Source organism: Streptomyces sp. NPDC037410, assembly GCF_055602235.1.
On sequence record NZ_JBVJWR010000005.1, the window covers coordinates 149,365 to 166,656 of the forward strand.

The 17,292-nt window shown below is 74.9% G+C and carries 15 protein-coding genes; 8 read left to right on the forward strand and 7 right to left on the reverse strand.

From position 1 onward, the window contains the following. Positions 1 to 57: 57 nt before the first annotated feature. Positions 58 to 2,463, forward strand: a complete 2,406-nt coding sequence (locus ACZ7HT_RS10150; RefSeq protein ID WP_471162461.1) for a right-handed parallel beta-helix repeat-containing protein — start codon at positions 58 to 60, stop codon at positions 2,461 to 2,463. On the opposite strand, the gene ACZ7HT_RS10155 is transcribed toward ACZ7HT_RS10150, so the two are convergent. Next, complete coding sequence (locus tag ACZ7HT_RS10155; RefSeq protein ID WP_471162464.1) at positions 2,433 to 4,814, reverse strand: hypothetical protein; 2,382 nt, start codon at positions 4,812 to 4,814, stop codon at positions 2,433 to 2,435. The genes ACZ7HT_RS10150 and ACZ7HT_RS10155 overlap by 31 nt on opposite strands. Positions 4,815 to 4,948: 134 nt before the next feature. Here ACZ7HT_RS10155 and ACZ7HT_RS10160 point away from each other — a divergent pair, with 134 nt between their 5' ends. Continuing rightward, entirely contained in the window at positions 4,949 to 5,773 is an 825-nt protein-coding gene (locus tag ACZ7HT_RS10160) for a DeoR/GlpR family DNA-binding transcription regulator (RefSeq protein ID WP_471162467.1), read from the forward strand. Between the two features lie 129 nt (positions 5,774 to 5,902). After that, positions 5,903 to 6,403 carry an SRPBCC family protein gene (locus tag ACZ7HT_RS10165; RefSeq protein ID WP_471162470.1) on the forward strand — a complete coding sequence of 167 codons (501 nt, stop codon included), beginning with the start codon at positions 5,903 to 5,905 and terminating at the stop codon, positions 6,401 to 6,403. Here the strand turns inward: ACZ7HT_RS10165 and cds1 are convergent. Next, entirely contained in the window at positions 6,363 to 7,487 is a 1,125-nt protein-coding gene (gene cds1 / locus ACZ7HT_RS10170) for an L-cysteine desulfhydrase Cds1 (RefSeq protein WP_471162473.1), read from the reverse strand. The two genes, ACZ7HT_RS10165 and cds1, sit on opposite strands and share 41 nt — an antisense overlap. A 187-nt stretch (positions 7,488 to 7,674) precedes the next feature. On the opposite strand from cds1, the gene ACZ7HT_RS10175 reads away from it, so the two are divergent. Both ACZ7HT_RS10175 and ACZ7HT_RS10180 read left to right on the forward strand, forming a co-directional pair. Beyond that, on the forward strand, positions 7,675 to 7,992 hold the full coding sequence (locus tag ACZ7HT_RS10175; RefSeq protein ID WP_471162475.1) for a hypothetical protein: 318 nt from the start codon (positions 7,675 to 7,677) through the stop codon (positions 7,990 to 7,992). A 193-nt stretch (positions 7,993 to 8,185) separates the two neighbouring features. Continuing rightward, entirely contained in the window at positions 8,186 to 8,779 is a 594-nt protein-coding gene (locus tag ACZ7HT_RS10180; RefSeq protein WP_471162478.1) for an ATP-binding protein, read from the forward strand. A 51-nt stretch (positions 8,780 to 8,830) separates the two neighbouring features. Here the strand turns inward: ACZ7HT_RS10180 and ACZ7HT_RS10185 are convergent, their stop codons facing one another. From ACZ7HT_RS10185 to ACZ7HT_RS10195, 3 genes are read right to left on the reverse strand one after another with little or no spacing between them, the layout of a single operon-like run. Further along, positions 8,831 to 11,392 carry an FtsX-like permease family protein gene (locus ACZ7HT_RS10185; RefSeq protein ID WP_471162481.1) on the reverse strand — a complete coding sequence of 854 codons (2,562 nt, stop codon included), beginning with the start codon at positions 11,390 to 11,392 and terminating at the stop codon, positions 8,831 to 8,833. Continuing rightward, positions 11,389 to 12,147 carry an ABC transporter ATP-binding protein gene (locus ACZ7HT_RS10190; RefSeq protein WP_471162484.1) on the reverse strand — a complete coding sequence of 253 codons (759 nt, stop codon included), beginning with the start codon at positions 12,145 to 12,147 and terminating at the stop codon, positions 11,389 to 11,391. The genes ACZ7HT_RS10185 and ACZ7HT_RS10190 overlap by 4 nt, the downstream gene beginning before the upstream one ends. Further along, positions 12,144 to 12,425 carry an SHOCT domain-containing protein gene (locus tag ACZ7HT_RS10195; protein ID WP_471162487.1) on the reverse strand — a complete coding sequence of 94 codons (282 nt, stop codon included), beginning with the start codon at positions 12,423 to 12,425 and terminating at the stop codon, positions 12,144 to 12,146. The genes ACZ7HT_RS10190 and ACZ7HT_RS10195 overlap by 4 nt, the downstream gene beginning before the upstream one ends. A gap of 148 nt (positions 12,426 to 12,573) precedes the next feature. On the opposite strand from ACZ7HT_RS10195, the gene ACZ7HT_RS10200 reads away from it, so the two are divergent. Both ACZ7HT_RS10200 and ACZ7HT_RS10205 read left to right on the forward strand, forming a co-directional pair. Further along, positions 12,574 to 13,158, forward strand: a complete 585-nt coding sequence (locus ACZ7HT_RS10200) for a TetR/AcrR family transcriptional regulator (RefSeq protein WP_471162490.1) — start codon at positions 12,574 to 12,576, stop codon at positions 13,156 to 13,158. A 17-nt stretch (positions 13,159 to 13,175) separates the two neighbouring features. Beyond that, positions 13,176 to 13,760 (forward strand): DUF4865 family protein, encoded by a 585-nt coding sequence (locus tag ACZ7HT_RS10205; RefSeq protein ID WP_471162492.1) that lies wholly within the window; start codon positions 13,176 to 13,178, stop codon positions 13,758 to 13,760. Positions 13,761 to 13,778: 18 nt separating this feature from the next. On the opposite strand, the gene ACZ7HT_RS10210 is transcribed toward ACZ7HT_RS10205, so the two are convergent. Both ACZ7HT_RS10210 and ACZ7HT_RS10215 read right to left on the reverse strand, forming a co-directional pair. Continuing rightward, positions 13,779 to 14,567 carry a methyltransferase domain-containing protein gene (locus ACZ7HT_RS10210; protein ID WP_471162495.1) on the reverse strand — a complete coding sequence of 263 codons (789 nt, stop codon included), beginning with the start codon at positions 14,565 to 14,567 and terminating at the stop codon, positions 13,779 to 13,781. A gap of 149 nt (positions 14,568 to 14,716) precedes the next feature. After that, positions 14,717 to 15,943 (reverse strand): ROK family protein, encoded by a 1,227-nt coding sequence (locus ACZ7HT_RS10215; protein ID WP_116162440.1) that lies wholly within the window; start codon positions 15,941 to 15,943, stop codon positions 14,717 to 14,719. Positions 15,944 to 16,025: 82 nt separating this feature from the next. Here ACZ7HT_RS10215 and ACZ7HT_RS10220 point away from each other — a divergent pair, with 82 nt between their 5' ends. Beyond that, positions 16,026 to 17,258 carry an MFS transporter gene (locus tag ACZ7HT_RS10220; RefSeq protein ID WP_471162498.1) on the forward strand — a complete coding sequence of 411 codons (1,233 nt, stop codon included), beginning with the start codon at positions 16,026 to 16,028 and terminating at the stop codon, positions 17,256 to 17,258. The last annotated feature ends 34 nt before the right edge of the window (positions 17,259 to 17,292 follow it).

Sequence of the window (17,292 nt, forward strand, 5' to 3'; positions counted from 1 at the left end):
CGCTACGGTGGGGCATCGGATCAGCGGCGAGGCATGAGGCGGGGGCAGGACACACCCATGGCACAGGGCACGGTCCAGGTGACGCACACCGGCACATCGCGGTGGCGGCGCCGCACGGGTGAGTACCCCTCCCTCGCCGCCGCCCTGGAGGCCGCGGGCGACGGGGACGTCCTCACCGTCGCGCCCGGTACCTACCGGGAGAACCTCGTCATCCGACGGGCCGTCACCCTGCGCGGCCCCGAGGGCGGGGTCGGTTCGGTGCGCATCGCGCCCCCGGACGGGGTGCCGCTGACCCTGCGCGCCTCCGTCACCGTGCAGGACCTGCACATCGAGGGGCAGGACGTGGCCGCGCCCGCGCTGCTCGTCGAGGACGGCACGCCCGAGCTGCTCGACCTGCGGATCATGACCCGCTCGGCCGCCGGGATCGAGGTGCGGGGCGCCGCCCGGCCGACGGTCCGCCGCTGCACGGTCGACAATCCGGCCGGGGTCGGCATCGCCGTGCTCGACGGCGCGGGCGGGGTGTTCGAGGAGTGCGAGGTGGTCTCCGCCGGGCAGGCGGGCGTGTCGGTGCGCGGCGGGGCGCATCCGCGCCTGGAGCGCTGCCGGGTGCACCACGCCTCCGGTGCGGGGATCGCCGTGTCCGGCGAGGGCAGCGGCCTGGAGGGCGTCGGCTGCGAGGTGTACGAGATCAAGGGCGCCGGGGTGCAGATCGCGGCCCGCGCGAGCGCCCACCTCACCGACTCCTCGGTGCACCGCACCTCGGCGGACGGCATCACGCTCGACACGGACGCGGTGCTCACGCTCTCCGACTGCGACATCCACGACGTCCCGGAGAACGCGGTCGACCTGCGCTCGCGCTCGGTCCTGACGCTGACCCGGTCGACCGTCCGCCGCTTCGGGCGCAACGGCCTGTCGGTGTGGGACCCGGGGACGCGGGTGGACGCCAACCAGTGCGAGATCCACGACAGTACGGGCGACTACCCGGCGGTGTGGGTGAGCGACGGGGCGACCGCCGTCCTGGACGCCTGCCGGGTCCACGACGTCCCGGACGCGCTGTTCGTCCTGGACCGCGGCTCGCGCGTCGACGTCGTCGACAGCGATCTGACGCAGGTGCGGAACACGGCGGTGTCGGTGAGCGACGGCGCCACGGCCCAGCTCGACGACTGCCGGATCCGGGAGGCCTCCACGGGCGCCTGGTTCCGGGACCACGGCAGCGGCGGCACCCTCGGCGGCTGCACGATCGACTCGGTGCAGACCGGGGTCATCGTCACCAAGGGCGCCGACCCCACGATCGACCGGTGCGTGGTCACCTCGCCCGCCGAGGCCGGTTTCTACGTGTCGGCGGAGGGCCGCGGCTCCTTCCACGGCTGCCGGGTGACGGGCAGCGAAGGGTACGGCTTCCACGTCACGGACGGCTGCCGGACGACCCTGCGCAAGTGCCGTACGGAGCGGTGCGCGCGCGGTGGTTACGAGTTCCCCGAGGAGGGGGCGAGCGCGGAGGACTGCACCAGCGACGAGAGCGCCGTCCGCTCCTCCGTGCCCGACGGCGGTACGGTCCTGACGGCCACCCAGTCGGCGGGGCTGCTCGGCACGGTGCCCCCGCCGCGCCCCCCGGTGACCGTGCCGGCCGCGCCGGAGCCCGCCCCGGGGGCCCGCTCCTCGCAGGACGTGCTCGGCGAACTGGACGCCCTGGTGGGTCTGGAGAGCGTCAAGCTGGAGGTGCGGACCCTCACCAACATGATCGAGGTGGGGCGCCGGCGCCAGGAGGCGGGCCTCAAGGCGGCCTCGGTCCGCCGCCATCTGGTCTTCACGGGCAACCCGGGCACGGGCAAGACGACGGTCGCCCGGCTGTACGGCGAGATCCTCGCCTCGCTCGGGGTCCTGGAGCGCGGGCACCTGGTGGAGGTCTCCCGGGTGGACCTGGTCGGCGAGCACATCGGCTCGACGGCGATCCGCACGCAGGAGGCCTTCGACCGGGCGCGCGGCGGCGTCCTCTTCGTCGACGAGGCGTACGCGCTGTCGCCGGAGGACTCGGGACGGGACTTCGGCCGCGAGGCCATCGACACGCTGGTGAAGCTGATGGAGGACCACCGGGACGCGGTGGTCGTCATCGTCGCCGGGTACACGGCGGAGATGGAGCGCTTCCTCACCGTCAACCCGGGTGTGGCCTCGCGTTTCTCGCGGACCATCACCTTCGGCGACTACGAGCCGGAGGAGCTGCTCCGGATCGTCGGCCAGCAGGCGGACGAGCACGAGTACCGGCTCGCCCCGGGCACGGACGAGGCACTCCTCACGTACTTCGAGAAGCTGCCGAAGGGCCCGGCCTTCGGCAACGGCCGGACGGCGCGGGGGACCTTCGAGTCGATGGTGGAGCAGCACGCCGGCCGGGTCGCCGCGCTCGCCGAGGCGAGCACGGACGACCTGACCCTGCTCTACCCGGAGGACCTGCCCGAACTCCCCTGACCGGCAGTGGTGTCGGTGCGCTGGTGGGGCAGGGCGGGCGGGAGCCGGTCGAGGAGCGCGGAGCGGCAGCGGGCGAACGCCGGATCGGCCTGGTAGTCGGAGTGGGCCAGGATCGGTTCGGGCAGCGGGTGCGCGCGGGTGCGGCCGTACGCGACGGGGTCGAGCAGCACCGCCGCGTCGACGGCCGGACGGCCGTCCTCGGCGGGGACCCGGACGGGGCCGCCGATGGGGTCGGTGGCGCGGTACAGATTGCTCCAGCAGTGCATCGTGCGGTTCAGGGCGCGCAGCGCCTCGGGCCCGAAGTACGCGGGGAACCAGCGGCCGTACAGCCGCTCCAGCGGTGAGCCGTAGGTGAGCAGGGCGACCCGGCTGCGGGTGGCGGGCTGCAGCTGCCAGACGGCCGCCGCGGCGAGGACGCTGCCCTGGGAGTGCCCGGAGATGACGAGCCGGCCGCCGGTGCTGCGGGTCCAGGAGCTCATCCGCCACGTGAGGTCCGGGACCGCGCGCTCGGCGTAGCAGGGCGGCGCGAAGGGGTGGGCGGCGCGGGGCCAGAAGGTGCCGACGTCCCAGAGGATGCCGATGGTGCGGCGGGCGGAGGCGTCCCGGTAGGCGCGACGGCCCCAGGTGACGAAGAGCAGGAACCCGAAGCCGATCATCCACGAGCCGAGCGCCTGGGTGACGGAGGCGAGGGAGGCGATCGCGGGACGGGCCCCGTCGAAGGCCCGCCCCGGCACGTTGCCGCTGGCCCAGGCGCCCGCGACGGACGCGGCCCCGAGGAGCAGCGTCGCGCCGGAGACGACGCCGACGAGGACGGGCGCGGAGTCGGTGAGCGAGGCGCGGGCCCGGCCGGCCGCGATCTGCCCCGTACGGACCGGGTCGGGTTCGTCGGCGGCGTCGTAGTCGGCCTCGACGGCGGAGCGCAGGCGCCGGGCGTCGAGAACGGTCCGGGCGCCGAGGAGGGCGGCGGGCACGAGGAGCAGCAGGAGCAGGACGGGGATGACCGAGGCCTGCCAGCTGAGCAGGACGGGCGGGCCGATCCGGACGGCACCCCGGCCGGCCGGCCCGTCGAGCCAGTCGGCGACGCGCTGCGCCACTCCCCCGGACATGACGCCGCCGAGCGCGCAGGCGAGCATGGCGACCGCTGGCCCGCCGAGTCCGCGCAGCGCGGTACGGGGGTCCCTGCGGGGCCGCTGGAGGAGCAGGGCGACGACTCCGAGGGCGACGACGAGACCGCCTTGGGCGAGGGTGAGGGCGCCGAACACGGCGTCACCGGGCAGGGTTCCGGAGGAGGTCCAGCCGGGCCGGGACCAGCCGGCGTGCACAGCGGTCAGCACGAGCAGGGCGAGGGAGGCGGCGGGCAGCCAGGACACCAGGGCCCGCTCGACGCGCAGGTCGAGCCGGCGTTCGCTGCGGCCGCGCCGGCAGACGACCCAGAGCACGACGACCGCGAGGACGGCGACGGCCGCCTGGAGCGCCCAGCCGAGGACGGTACGGAGGCCGTGGGCGCCGGCGTCGTGGCGGGCGGTGGCGGTGACGAGGGCGGCGGCGACGGTGAGGAACCCGGCGGCGGTGTGGGCGGCCCTGAGGCGGGCGACGAGCCGGCGGCCGTACCAGAAGCCGGGGCGGCCGAGCGCCGGGCGGAGCTCGACGGGGCCGTCGGGCTCGGCGGCGTCGGCCGCCTCCGTGTCGGCGAGGGTCTCGGGGACGGGGGCGTCGTACCCGGTGGGCGGGCGCTGCGCCTCGTACGCGCTCCACGTCCGGTTCGAGAGGTACCAGAGCAGTCCGACGAGCGCGGTCGGCACGAGGGCGGCGAGGGCGAGACGGCGGCCCGGCACGGACCACCAGCCGCCGCGCCCCTCGGAGAGGAAGCCGAGCCAGGAGTACGCGTCGGTGCAGGCGGTGGTGGCGGCGCACTGCCAGGCCGTCAGGTCGAGCGCCACCTCGCAGGCGGCGGCGGTGAGGAGGACGGTGAGGGTGAGGGCGACGAGCCGGACGAGGACCCCGTACAGCCGGACGAGGCCGGGCCTGCCCTGGGCGGGCGGCCGCATCCAGTGCGCCAGGTTGGCCACCATGAAGGGCAGGAGCAGCAGCCACAGGGCACGGGCGCCGTCGCCCGAGGTCAGATTGGACCAGCAGTACGCCTCCGGGACGGGGCGCGCCGCGTACCGCTCGGGGTGCTCCTCGGCGTCGAGGTCCTCGCCGCGCCGGTACACGGCGGCGGTCCGGTCGCCGGTGACCCGCACGGTCCTGGGGTCGTCGAGCATCGACTCGGGGGTGGCTCCGCCGACTCCGTGGACGAGGAGTTCGAGCGCCGCGCCCCCGCTCTGCGGGGCAGGTGTGGCAGGGGACACTGAGGGGACTTCCTCTCAGAGTGGGAAGATGCGACGTCGGCAACAGGATCGCGGACGGCCGTGCGACCGCGCACGGTCTCTCACCGAATCCGACACTCATCCCCTTGTCTCCTGCGGAAGGACCGGCCCCGGCGGTGACTGACAACCAGAACCTCCTCGCCGAGCAGCGGCGTGCCCTGATCCTCGACGAGGTACGGCGGCGGGGCGGTGTACGGGTCAACGAACTCACCCGCCGGCTGAACGTCTCGGACATGACGATCCGCCGCGACCTGGACGCGCTGGCCCGGCAGGGCATGGTCGCCAAGGTGCACGGCGGGGCCGTTCCGGTGGCGGAGGCCAGCACCCACGAGCCGGGCTTCGAGGCCAAGTCGGTGCTCGAACCGAGCGCCAAGGACGAGATCGCGCGCACGGCGGCGGCCCTGGTCGCGCCGGGCACGGCCATCGCCCTGTCCGGCGGGACGACCACCTACGCGCTCGCCCGGCACCTGCTCGACGTCCCGGACCTGACGGTGGTCACCAACTCGGTGCGGGTCGCCGACGTGTTCCACGAGGCGCAGCAGACGGGCGGCGGGGGCGAGGCGCGGCGCGGCGCGGCGACGGTCGTCCTGACCGGCGGGGTGCGCACGCCGTCCGACGCGCTGGTGGGGCCGGTGGCGGACCGGGCGATCCGCTCGCTCCACTTCGACCTGCTCTTCCTCGGCGTGCACGGGGTGTCGGTGGAGGCCGGACTCTCCACTCCGAACCTGGCGGAGGCCGAGACCAACACGTGCCTGATGCGCTCGGCGCGGCGGGTGGTCCTGGTCGCGGACCACACCAAGTGGGGGACGGTGGGGCTGAGTTCCTTCGCGACGCTCGACGAGATCGACACGTGGGTGACGGACCGCGGCCTTCCGGACGGCGTCCGGCCGGAGGTGACGGAACACGTCCCGGGCCTCCTGGTGGCCAACGAGCAGACCTGAGCCCCGCCGTTGCGGGCCAGGGCGGGGCGCCGCCCACAACGGCGTGGTGGGACCGTGGCGTCGGGGCCCTGGGCAGTTGACAGCGTGTCAGATAAGGTGCTTTCTCCGTCGCGTCCCCCGGGAGGATCCATGGCCCGCCGACTCAGGCCCGTGGAGCTCGACTTCACCCGCTCCGCCCCCGTCCGGCTGGTCTTCGCCGCGACCCTCGCCGCCCCGCCCCCGGTCGTCTACCGGTCGGTGGCCGTGGAGGTGGGGAGCCTGCCGTCGTGGTTCACGGCCGTCACCTCCGCCGTGCCGACGGCGGACGGCTCGGGCCGGACCGTCCGGCTGCGCGGCGGGATCGCCTTCGACGAGACGATCCTGGCCTCCGAGCCCGACCTCCGCTACGCCTACCGGGTGGACGCGACGAACGCCCCCGGGGTGACGGCGTTGGCGGAGGAGTGGACCCTCTCCCCCGCCGGGACGGGCACCAGCCTGCGCTGGACGATGGCCGCCGACGGCGCCGCCCCCTTCCGGCTCGCGCTGCGGCTCGCCGCGCCGGGCGTGGGGCTCTCCTTCCGGGACGCGGCGCGGCGCCTCGACCGCCGGCTCACGCCGGCCAGACCCCCGTCGCCAGGAACCGCTCGATAGCGGCGGAGTACGGGGCGATGTCGAGGCCCTGGGCGGCCAGCCAGTCGTCGGAGTAGTACTTGTCGAGGTACCGCTCGCCCGGGTCGCAGATGAGGGTGACGACGCTGCCGGTGCGCTCGTGGGCGACCATCTCGGCGATGATCTTGAAGGCGCTCCACAGGCCGGTGCCGGTGGAGCCGCCCGCCTTGCGGCCGATCGCGGTCTCCAGGGCGCGGACGGCGGCGACGCTCGCCGCGTCGGGGACCTTCATCATGCGGTCGACGGCCCCGGGCACGAAGCTGGGCTCCATGCGGGGGCGGCCGATGCCCTCGATGCGCGAGCCGCAGTCGGCGGTGGCGTTCGGGTCGTGGTGCGTCCAGCCGTCGAAGAAGCAGGAGTTCTCGGGGTCGGCGACACAGATCCGGGTGTCGTGCTGCATGTAGTGCACGTAGCGGGCGATGGTCGCCGAGGTGCCGCCGGTGCCGGCGGTGGCGACGATCCAGGCGGGCTCCGGGTACCGCTCCGACTTCAGCTGCTGGTACATCGACTCGGCGATGTTGTTGTTGCCCCGCCAGTCGGTGGCCCGCTCGGCGTAGGTGAACTGGTCCATGTAGTGGCCGCCGGTGCGCTCGGCGAGGGCGGCGGCCTCCTCGTACATCTTGCGCGAGTCGTCGACGAAGTGGCACTGCCCGCCGTGGAACTCGATGAGCCGGCACTTCTCGGGGCTGGTCGTGCGGGGCATGACGGCGATGAAGGGGACGCCGATCAGCTTCGCGAAGTACGCCTCGGAGACCGCGGTCGAGCCGCTGGACGCCTCGATGACGGGCTTTCCGGGACGGACCCAGCCGTTGCAGAGGCCGTAGAGGAACAGGGAGCGGGCGAGGCGGTGCTTGAGGCTGCCGGTGGGGTGGGTCGACTCGTCCTTGAGGTAGAGGTCGATGCCCCACTTCTCCGGGAGGGGGAAGCGCAGGAGGTGGGTGTCGGCGGAGCGGTTGGCGTCGGCCTGGACCTTGCGCACGGCCTCCTTGAGCCAGGAGCGGTACGCCGGGTCGCTCCGGTCGACGTCGACCGTGGCCAGGGCCGCACTCTCGTGGGTGGTGCTCATCCGTCCCTCTTCTCATGTGTCGCCTCGGGGGTCTCCCACTGCCGACAATACCGCTCCCACCTGGGCAAACGTTCCCTTTGACGTTCCATAGGCCTGCCTTGTGGACGGGTCTGCGGAGGGCCACTGGTGCGGGTGGCGACGGCCCGGCACACTGGGGACGACAACCGGGTGAAAGGGGCGGATCGGCATGACGGAGCCCGAGTTCAGCGCCAGGGGCGTACGGATCGCGCGCTGGCCGCGCTCGCTGACGCGCGCGGGAGAGGTGCGGATCGAGGACGGCCGCCTCGCGCTCCTGACGAGTTACGGCAGCGAGATCGACAGCGCACCGGTCTCGGCGGTACGGGCGGGGCGGCCGTGGTTCGCGAAGGCGGACGAGACGGTGGCGACCGTGAACGGCACGCGGTACCGGCTGACACTCCAGGACAAAGATCACGGCCGTGACAGCGGGTCCCGGGCGTCGGGGCGTTTCCTCGCGGCGCTGAAGAAGGCGTCAGGACGGCCCTGAGACCCCTGACGGTGCCCTGAGCTGCGGCGGCTCGCGGCGAGTTGCGGGGCGGTCACGGCTGGTCCAGGCTGGAACCCACCTCACTGAGGGTTCAGCGGTGGTGACGCTGCGATCAGGTCACCGCCCCCTTCTGTACCGCAGAGACAGATCCGTATCTTCGTCTTCTTCCGGACCACTTCGGGGAGTCGCAGCCGTGATCAGCGAGCCGAGCAGGTACTACGCGGTGGAGCTTCAGGCCCTGCCGTCGCGGATCGGACAGGTCCGCCGCATCATCTCCGCCCATCTCCGACATTGGCAGCTGGACGCCTTGATCGACCAGGCCGTCCTCGGCGTGACCGAGCTTCTGACGAACGTGCACCGCCACGCCCAGCCGGACAAGGGCTGCACGGTGGAGATCGAGCTGCTGCTCGACCGTCTCACCGTCTCCGTCCGGGACCACGATCCCCGTATCCCCGAGGTCTGCCCCGCCGATGTCTTCGGCCCCGTGGACGACCTCGACGCGCTCGCCACCTGCGGCCGGGGACTCGGCATCGTCGGGGCGGTCAGCGAGAGCTGGGGCATCCGGCCGTGCGGCGCCGCCGGCAAGGTCGTGTGGTTCACCCTCACGGCGCCGCCCGTCGGCGACCCCGTCGAGGAGTGCGCACGCGCGGGCTTCGGTGCCACGCCGGAGGGCCCGTTCGCGGGCGTCGGCTACAGCCGGTTCCCCGGCGTGCCGCTCAGCTCGCCGGCCGAGCCGCTGCCGGCACCGTCGGTGGCCCGCCCGGTCCTGGCGGGCCGGGCGGGCTGACGAAGCCCTTCGGGGTGCGCGGCCGGACGGGCCGGCCTTCCGGGGTGCCCGTCACTCCGTGGCGATCGCCCGGAGGACCTCCAGCCGCGCCGCCCGGCGGGCCGGGCGCCAGGCCGCCAGGGCACCCGCCACGAGCCCGACCAGGGCCACGGCCGCGAGCCGCGCCGCGGGCAGGGCGAACACGAAGGCGCTGTCGCCCGAGTCGCCCGAGGCGCGGACGAGGACCCAGCCGAGGAAGCCGCCGAGGACGAGCCCGCCGACCGTCCCGAAGGCGGCGACCAGGACGGACTCCCAGCGGACCATGGCCCGCAGCTGGGCCCGGGTCTGCCCGACGGCCCTCAACAGGCCCAGTTCCCGGGTCCGTTCGTGGACGGCGAGGGTCAGCGTGTTCGCGATGCCGAGCAGCGCGATCAGGACCGCGAGCGCGAGCAGCGCGTAGACGAGGGTGAGCATCATGTCGATGCCGCCCGCCGAGGCCTCCGCGTACTCGGCGCGGGTCTGCACCTCCGGATGGCCGTACCGGTCGGCGACCGCGGTCACGGCGGCCTTGCCGTCCTCGGCGCGGACGCCGTCCGCGAAGGAGACGGCGACGAGCCGGTCGGCGTCCTGGGTGCGGTGCGGGGCCCAGGCCGCGCGGGTGACGAGGTAGTCGCCGGCGAGGTCGGAGCGTTCGTACACCGCGCGGACCGTGAAGGTGTGCCGGCTGCCGTCGGTGAACGTCAGCTCGGCGGTCCGGCCGGGTGCCAGACCGGAGGCGGCGGCCTCGTCGGCGGCGACGGCGAGCCCGTCCGTACCGAGTCCGCCGAGGGAACCCCGTACCTCTCCCAGGTCCAGGACGCGGGCGAGCGCGGCCGGGTCGGTGACCGTGAGCGCGCGGCCCCGGCCGTCCACCTCGGCGACGCCGCGCCCCAGGCCCACGGCGGTGTCGACCTCGGGCAGCGCGGCGACGGCCGGGGCGAGGCGGGGGCTGAGCCCGCTGCCGCCCGCGCCGAACGAGGGCGCGCCGACGGCCACGTCCCCGGCGAAGGAACGGTCGACGGTCCGGTCCATGGTCGCCTTGAGGGAGGCGCCGAAGACCGTGAAGAGGGTGACGACGGCGACGCCGATCATCAGGGCGGTGGCCGTCGCGGCCGTACGGCCCGGGCTGCGCAGGGCGTTGCGGCGGGCGAGGCCGCGGTTGACCCCGCGCAGCGGGCGGCCGAGCACCCGTACGGCGAGGGACGCGGCGACGGGTCCGAGGACCACGAACGCGGCGACGGCGAGCACGGCCCCGGTGGCGGCGAGCCACAGCGACGGGCTGCTGCCGAGGACGCCGGCGAGGACCGTGCCGACGGCGGCGGCGAGGAGGGCGCCGCCGGTCAGCGCGCGGCGGCGTGAGGTGCCCGAGTCGTCCACGTCCGTCTCGCGGAGCGCGGCGAGCGGGGCCGTCCGCCCGGCCCGTACGGCCGGCAGGAGGGCCGAACCGGCGCAGACCGCGAGTCCGACGGCGAGCGGCAGCGCGAGGGAGGTGCCGGTCACGACGAGGGCGCCCTCGGGGAACGGGAAGCCGATCGCGGGGAACAGCGCCTGGAGTCCGGCGGCCACGCCGATCCCGGCGAGGAGCCCGGCGAGCGAGGCGAGCAGTCCGACGGTGAGCGCCTCGGCGAGGGTGCCGGTGACGATCTGGCGGCGGGCGGCGCCGATCGCGCGCAGGAGGGCGTTCTCGCGGGTCCGCTGGGCGACGAGGACCGCGAAGGTGTTGTGGATGGTGAAGACGGAGACGAGGACCGCGACCCCGCTGAACACGAGCAGGAAGGTGGTGAAGAGGTCGAGGAAGCGGCCGGAGATCATCTCGGTGTTCTCCTCGGCGGCCCGCTGTCCGGTGATCGCCTCGACGCCGTCGGGCAGCGCGGGCCTCAGCGCGGCGACCAGCTCGTCCTGGGAGACGCCGGGCCCGGCGCGTACGGCGATGCTCGTCGCCTCTCCGGGGCGCGCCGTCAGGTACTTCTCGGCGTCGGCGCGGGTGAGGCCGGTCCAGGTGACCTGCCCCATGCCGTCCGCGCCGCCGAAGGTGGCCAGGCCGACGACGGTGACCTTCACCGGGTCGGGGGTGCGCAGGACGGTCGTGTCGCCGAGGCCGAGACCGGCCGTCTTCGCGGCTCCGCGGTTGACGACGGCCTCACCGGGGGCGGTCGGCGCGCGGCCCTCCGCCAGGCGGTACGGGTTGAGGGCGGCGTCCTCGATCCAGTTGCCCGCGAGGGTGGGCGGGCCCTTGCCGCCGACGGGGCTGCCGTCGGCGGCGAGGAGCTGGCCCGCGCCCTCGATCCGGGGAGCGGCGGCGGCGACGCCGGGGACCCGGGCGAGACGCTCGGCGAGGGAGGCTTCGACGGGGCCGCGGGTGCCCTGGGCCTCGCCGGCGGCGGTCACGGTGGTGGCGCTGCGGACGATGGCGTCGGTGCCGCGGGTGGCGCTGGTGAACATCGAGTCGAAGCTCGCGCGGAGGGTGTCGCCCATGACGAGGGTGCCCGTGAGGAAGGCGACGCCGAGGAGGACGGCGGCGAAGGTGCCGAGGAAGCGGCGCCGGTGGGCGCGGAGCGAGGACCGGGCGAGCCGGAGGGTGGCGGGGGTGTTCATGCCGCACCTCCGGGGAGCGTCGCGGTGCCCGTGTCGAAGGCCTTCATGCGGTCGAGGACGAGGTCGGCCGTGGGGCCGGTCATGCGGTCGACGAGCCGCCCGTCCGCGAGGAAGATCACCTCGTCGGCGTGGGCGGCGGCGACCGGGTCGTGGGTGACCATGACGACCGTACGGCCGGTGTCGCGGACCGTACGGCCGAGGAGGCGGAGCACCTCCTCCCCGGACCGGGAGTCGAGGTTGCCGGTGGGTTCGTCGGCGAAGACTACGTCGGGGTCGCCGGCGAAAGCGCGGGCGACGGCGACGCGTTGCTGCTGTCCGCCGGAGAGTTCGCCCGGCCGGTGGTGGAGGCGGTCGCGCAGGCCGACGGTGTCGACGAGCCGGTCGAACCGCCGCCGGTCGACGGCGTGTCCGGCGAGGTCGAGCGGGAGGGTGATGTTCTCGGCGACGGTGAGGGTCGGGAGCAGGTTGAAGGCCTGGAAGACGAAGCCGATCCGGTCGCGGCGCAGCAGGGTCAGACGCCGGTCGTCGAGGGTGGACAGGTCGGTGTCGCCGACGAGCGCGGCGCCGGAGGTGAGCGTGTCGAGTCCGGCGGCACAGTGCATGAGCGTGGACTTGCCGGAGCCGGAGGGGCCCATGACGGCGGTGAAGCGGCCGGCGGGGAAGTCGACGCTCACCCCGTCGAGGGCCCTGACCTCGGTGTCGCCGCGGCCGTACACCTTGACGGCGTCGACGACGCGTGCGGCGGGGGTGGTCATGTCCGGCGCCCCTTCGGGTCCACGGCGTGGCGGCCGAACTGCTCCTCCAGGACGCTCAGGCGCCGCCAGTACTCGTCCTCGTCGATCTCCCCGGCCGCGAACCGGTGGCCGAGCAGGGCGATGGGCGAGCGCTCGTCGGGCCCGGCGTCGCGCCACGGCCTGCCCCGGCGCCATCCGACGCGGCGGGCGACGGTGACGATCCCGATGACGACGGCGGCCCAGACGAGGGGGAAGAAGAGGACCCACGGGCCGGGGCCCGCGTAGGCGAGTGTGTTCATGAGGGTTCAGCTCCTCGGTGTGTTTCTCCGTGGTTCGAGGTTCCCTCCGGAGGGGGGTCCGGGTCGTCGTACGGGCAGCGGCTCCTGACGTACGCCACCGGGAGTACGTCGCCCCGGTCGGCGCTCCTTCCGCTCTGTACCTACTGGTATGTACAGTGCCGTCATGAGCATGAGCACCCAGGAGCGGCTGATCGAGGCGACCCGCGAACTGCTGTGGGAGCGCGGCTACGTCGGCACGAGCCCCAAGGCCGTCCAGCAGGCGGCGGGCGCGGGCCAGGGCAGCATGTACCACCACTTCGCCGGCAAGCAGGACCTGGCGCTCGCCGCCATCCGGCGCTCGGCCCAGGAGCTGGGTGCGGCGGCCGAGGCGGTCCTCGGCGGCGGGGGTTCGGCGTACGCCCGCATCGAGGCGTACCTGCTGCGCGAGCGCGACGTCCTGCGCGGCTGCCCGGTGGGCCGGCTGACCATGGACCCGGAGGTCATCGCGGACCCGGAGCTGCGCGCACCGGTCGAGGAGGTGCTCGGCCGGGTGCGCGGCCGGCTCGCCGAGGTCGTCCGGGAGGGCGTGGAGAGCGGCGAGCTGAGCGGCGGCCTCGATCCGGAGCAGATCGCGGCGACGGTCCTGGCGACCGTGCAGGGCGGGTACGTGCTGGCCCGCGCGACGGGTTCCCGCGCGCCCTTCGACACGGCCGTACGCGGACTGCTCGCGCTGTTCGCCCCCCTCCCGCACTGAAGAGACGGAGCCTTCCCGTGCACGCGACGCAGTACGAGATCACCCTGCCCGCCGACTACGACATGGAGATCATCCGCGAGCGGGTGGCGAGCAGGGGCCACCTTCTCGACGACTTCCCCGGGCTCGGCCTCAAGGCGTACCTGGTCCGGGAGCGGGAGGACGGTTCGCCCGTGAACCAGTACGCGCCGTTCTATCTCTGGGCCACCCCCGAGGGCATGAACTCCTTCCTCTGGGGCCCCGGTTTCCAGGGCATCGTGAACGACTTCGGCCGGCCGGTGGTGCAGCACTGGACGGGCCTGGCGTACGAGGAGGGGCCGGCGGCCGCGTCGGCTCCGGGCGCCGCGACGCGCCGGAGGATCCCGCTCGGGGAGGGCGTCCCGCCGGGCGAGGCCGTGGCGGCGGCGGTGGCCCGGCATGCGCGCGAGGCGCGGCGGGACGGGGTGGTGGCCTCCGCCCTCGCGGTGGACCCGCGTCACTGGGAGCTGCTGCGCTTCACCCTGTGGGCGAGCCCGGAATCGCCCGCCGACGAGGGCGAGCGCTTCCGGGTGCTGCGTCTGTCGGCGCCGGGCCGCGCGGCGCTCGGCGCGGGACGGCAGTGGTGAGACGGGGCCCGGCCGGCCTCAGGCCACGGCGACGAGGGTGAGGTAGGCGATGCCGAGGACGCCCCGGTAGCCGTTCAGCCAGCTGGAACGCTGCCGGTCGACGCGCTCGCGCGTCTCGGCGGCGAGCGGGTGGCCGGGGTGGGCGGCGAGCCAGACCTCGGTGTCGTACCGGTAGCCCGACTCGAACTCCTCCCACTCCTCCGCGCTCGCCGTCTCGATCCACGCGGGCCGGAAACCCGCCTCGATCGCGAGGTCGACGAGGGCGCCGAGGGAGAAGTGGTCGCCGGTGCTCGCGCCGGGCCACATCCCGGCGAGCTCCGTCTCGGTGGGCGTGCGCTCCCAGAAGCCCTCGCCGAGCACGACCCGCCCGCCGGGCCGGACGAGCCGCCGCAGCTCGCGCAGGACGGCGGCGGGGTCGTACGGCAACTCGGGGTCGCAGAGGGCCTGGCTGGACCCGAGGCAGAGGATCGCGTCGACGGGGCCCCGGTCGGTGCCGAGCGCCGACTCCTCGACGAAGGTCACGCGGTCGGCTAGCCCGCGCGCCTCGGCGAGGGCCCGGCCGCGGACCAGGTCCTCGGCGTTGATGTCGATGCCGATGCCCTTCGCGGCGGGGGCCGCCTCGAGGACGCGCAGGAGCAACTCGCCCCAGCCGCAGCCGATGTCGAGGACGTCGGCGGGTGCGGAGGCGGCGAGCCGCTCGATCATGCGGGTGGCGCGGGCCTCGGAGAGAGGGCCGTGGAAGGTGAGACTGCCGAGGCGCGGGGGAAGGTCGGCTGCGGAAGAGGCGTCTGAGCCCGAAGTGATCATGAGGGGGAACAGTACGGCGTCCCCGCTCCCCCGCCCACCGGTTTCTCGGGCCGGGTCCCGGTAGCGCGTGGCGGCGACCGGCACCGATCCGCTCCCGGCCGGCCGGCCGCCCTGGCGGAGGGGCTCCCCGGCCCCCGAGCCCGCCCCCGTCAGGCCGGTTCGCGCCCCAGGGCCGCGAGCGGGTCGTCGAGGACCGGCTGCCAGGCGAGCTCGGCCGCGCCGACGAGGCTGTTGTGGTCCAGGGTGCAGGGGAGGATCGGCACACCGCCGCTGCGGCCCCAGAGGCTGCGGTCGGCGACGACCGCCCGGAGCCGCTCGGGGTCGGCGTCGAGCAGCTCGCGGTGCAGCCCGCCGAGGATGATCCGGTCGGGGTTGAGGATGTTCACCAGACCGGCGAGGCCCAGGCCGAGCCGGTCGATCAGCTCCCCCACCGCGACCCGGACGCCCGGGTCGTCGGGGCTCGTGCGCAGCAGGTCGCGGGACTGCTGGAGCAGGGAGACCTCGGGTCCCGGCACCCGGCCGGCGGCAGTGAGGAAGGCGAGCGGGTCGGTCTCGACGTCGAGGCAGCCGCGGCTGCCGCAGTGGCAGGGACGGCCCTCGGGGTTGACCGTGAGGTGGCCCACCTCCAGGGCCAGGCCGGAACTGCCGGTGTGGAGGCGGCCGTCGAGGACGAGCGCGCCGCCGACGCCCCGGTGGCCGGTGGCCACGCAGAGCAGGTCCCGGGCGCCGCGGCCCGCGCCGTGGCGGTGCTCGGCGAGCGCGGCGAGGTTGACGTCGTTGCCGGTGAAGGCGGGGCCTTCGATGCCGGCGGCCCGCACCCGCTCGGCGAAGATCTCCCGGACGGGCGCCCCGGCGGGCCAGGCGAGGTGGAGCGGGTTGAGCGCCGTGCCCTCGGGTTCGGCGACGGCGGAGGGGGCGGCGAGTCCGGCGCCGACGCACCGGCGGCCGCTCTCCCGGAGCAGCGCGGCGCCCGCGTCGACGACGGCGCCGAGGACCTGCGCGGGGTCGGCGGAGACGGTGACGCAGCCGGGGGCGGTGGCCACGATGGTGCCGCCGAGGCCGACGAGGGCGGCGCGGAAGCCGTCGGCGTGGACCTGGGCGGCGAGGGCGACGGGGCCCTTCTCGTCGACGGCGAGGCGGTGCGAGGGCCGCCCCTGGGAGCCGGCGGCGGCACCGGGGTTGGAGTCGACGCGGATGAGGCCGAGGGCCTCCAGCTCGGCGGCGACGGCGCCGGCGGTGGCGCGGGTGACGCCGAGCTCGGCGGTCAGGACGGCCCGGGTCGGCGCCCTGCCGGTGTGCACCAGTTCCAGCGCGGGGCCGAGCGCGTTACGCCCCCTGTCCAGCCGTGTCCGGGTCGTCGTCGCCTTGCCGTTCATGGGGGTGAGTCTCCCATGATCGGACCGCGACGCCGTCCCCGCCCGGTTGATTCCGTCGCCCCTCCGCCCCTATCCTGAGTTTGTGCCGCTACTAAACAAAGTACGGACGGCCGTATCGGGGGGCCCCGGCGGAGACACCGCCACCCGCTCCCTGCCCCGCCTCCGCTCCGCCCTGACCCTCTTCTTCGCCCTCGACGGCTTCCTGTTCGCCGGCTGGGTGGTCCGGATCCCCGCCGTCAAGCAGCAGACCGGCGCCTCGGCCGGCGACCTCGGCCTCGCCCTCCTGGGCGTCTCGGCGGGCGCCGTGATCACGATGACGCTGACCGGCCGGCTCTGCCGGCGGTACGGCTCCCACGGTGTCACCGTCGCCACCGCCGTCCTGCTCTCCCTCTCGGTCGCCCTCCCCGCGCTCACCCGTTCCCCGCTCGCGCTCGGCCTCGTGCTGCTCGTCTTCGGCGCCGCGTACGGCGGGATCAACGTGGCCATGAACAGCGCCGCCGTGGACCTCGTGGCCGCGCTCCGGCGGCCCGTGATGCCGAGCTTCCACGCCGCGTTCAGCCTCGGCGGCATGCTCGGCGCGGGTCTCGGCGGGCTGCTCGCCGGGAGCCTGTCCCCCACCGCCCATCTCCTCGGCCTCACGGTCGTCGGCCTGGCCCTGACGGCCGTCGCCGGTCCCGTACTGCTGCGTCACCCCTCCCCCGTGTACCCCGAGTCCCTCCCGACGCCGTCCACCCCCGAAGGCTCCGGCGCGCGGGCCGCCGGGTCGCGCCGTACGGTCCTCGTCTTCGGGGTGATCGCGCTCTGCACCGCGTACGGCGAGGGGGTGCTGGCCGACTGGGGCGCCCTCCACCTCGCGCAGGACCTGCACGCGCACCCGGGGGTCGCGGCCGCCGGGTACTCCGTCTTCGCGCTGACCATGACCGCCGGCCGGCTCTCCGGCACCGCCCTGCTCGAACGCCTCGGCCAGACCCGCACCCTCGTCGCGGGCGGCGCGACCGCCGCCGCCGGCATGCTGCTCGGCGCGCTCGCGCCGAGCGTCTGGGCCACGCTCCTCGGCTTCGCGATCACCGGCCTCGGCCTCGCCAACATCTTCCCCGTCGCGGTGGCCCGCGCGGGCGCGGTCGCCGGCCCCGGCGGGGTGGCGACGGCGTCCACCCTCGGCTACGGCGGCATGCTGCTCGGCCCGCCCTCCATCGGCTTCCTCGCCGACTGGTTCTCGTTGCCGGTGGCACTGACGACGGTCGCGGTCCTCGCGGCCGGCGCGGCGGCCATGGGCTACGCGGCGCGCAACGCGGGAACCTCCCGGGACGGTTGAGGCGGTCCGGGGCCGTCGGAGGCTGCCAGAATCC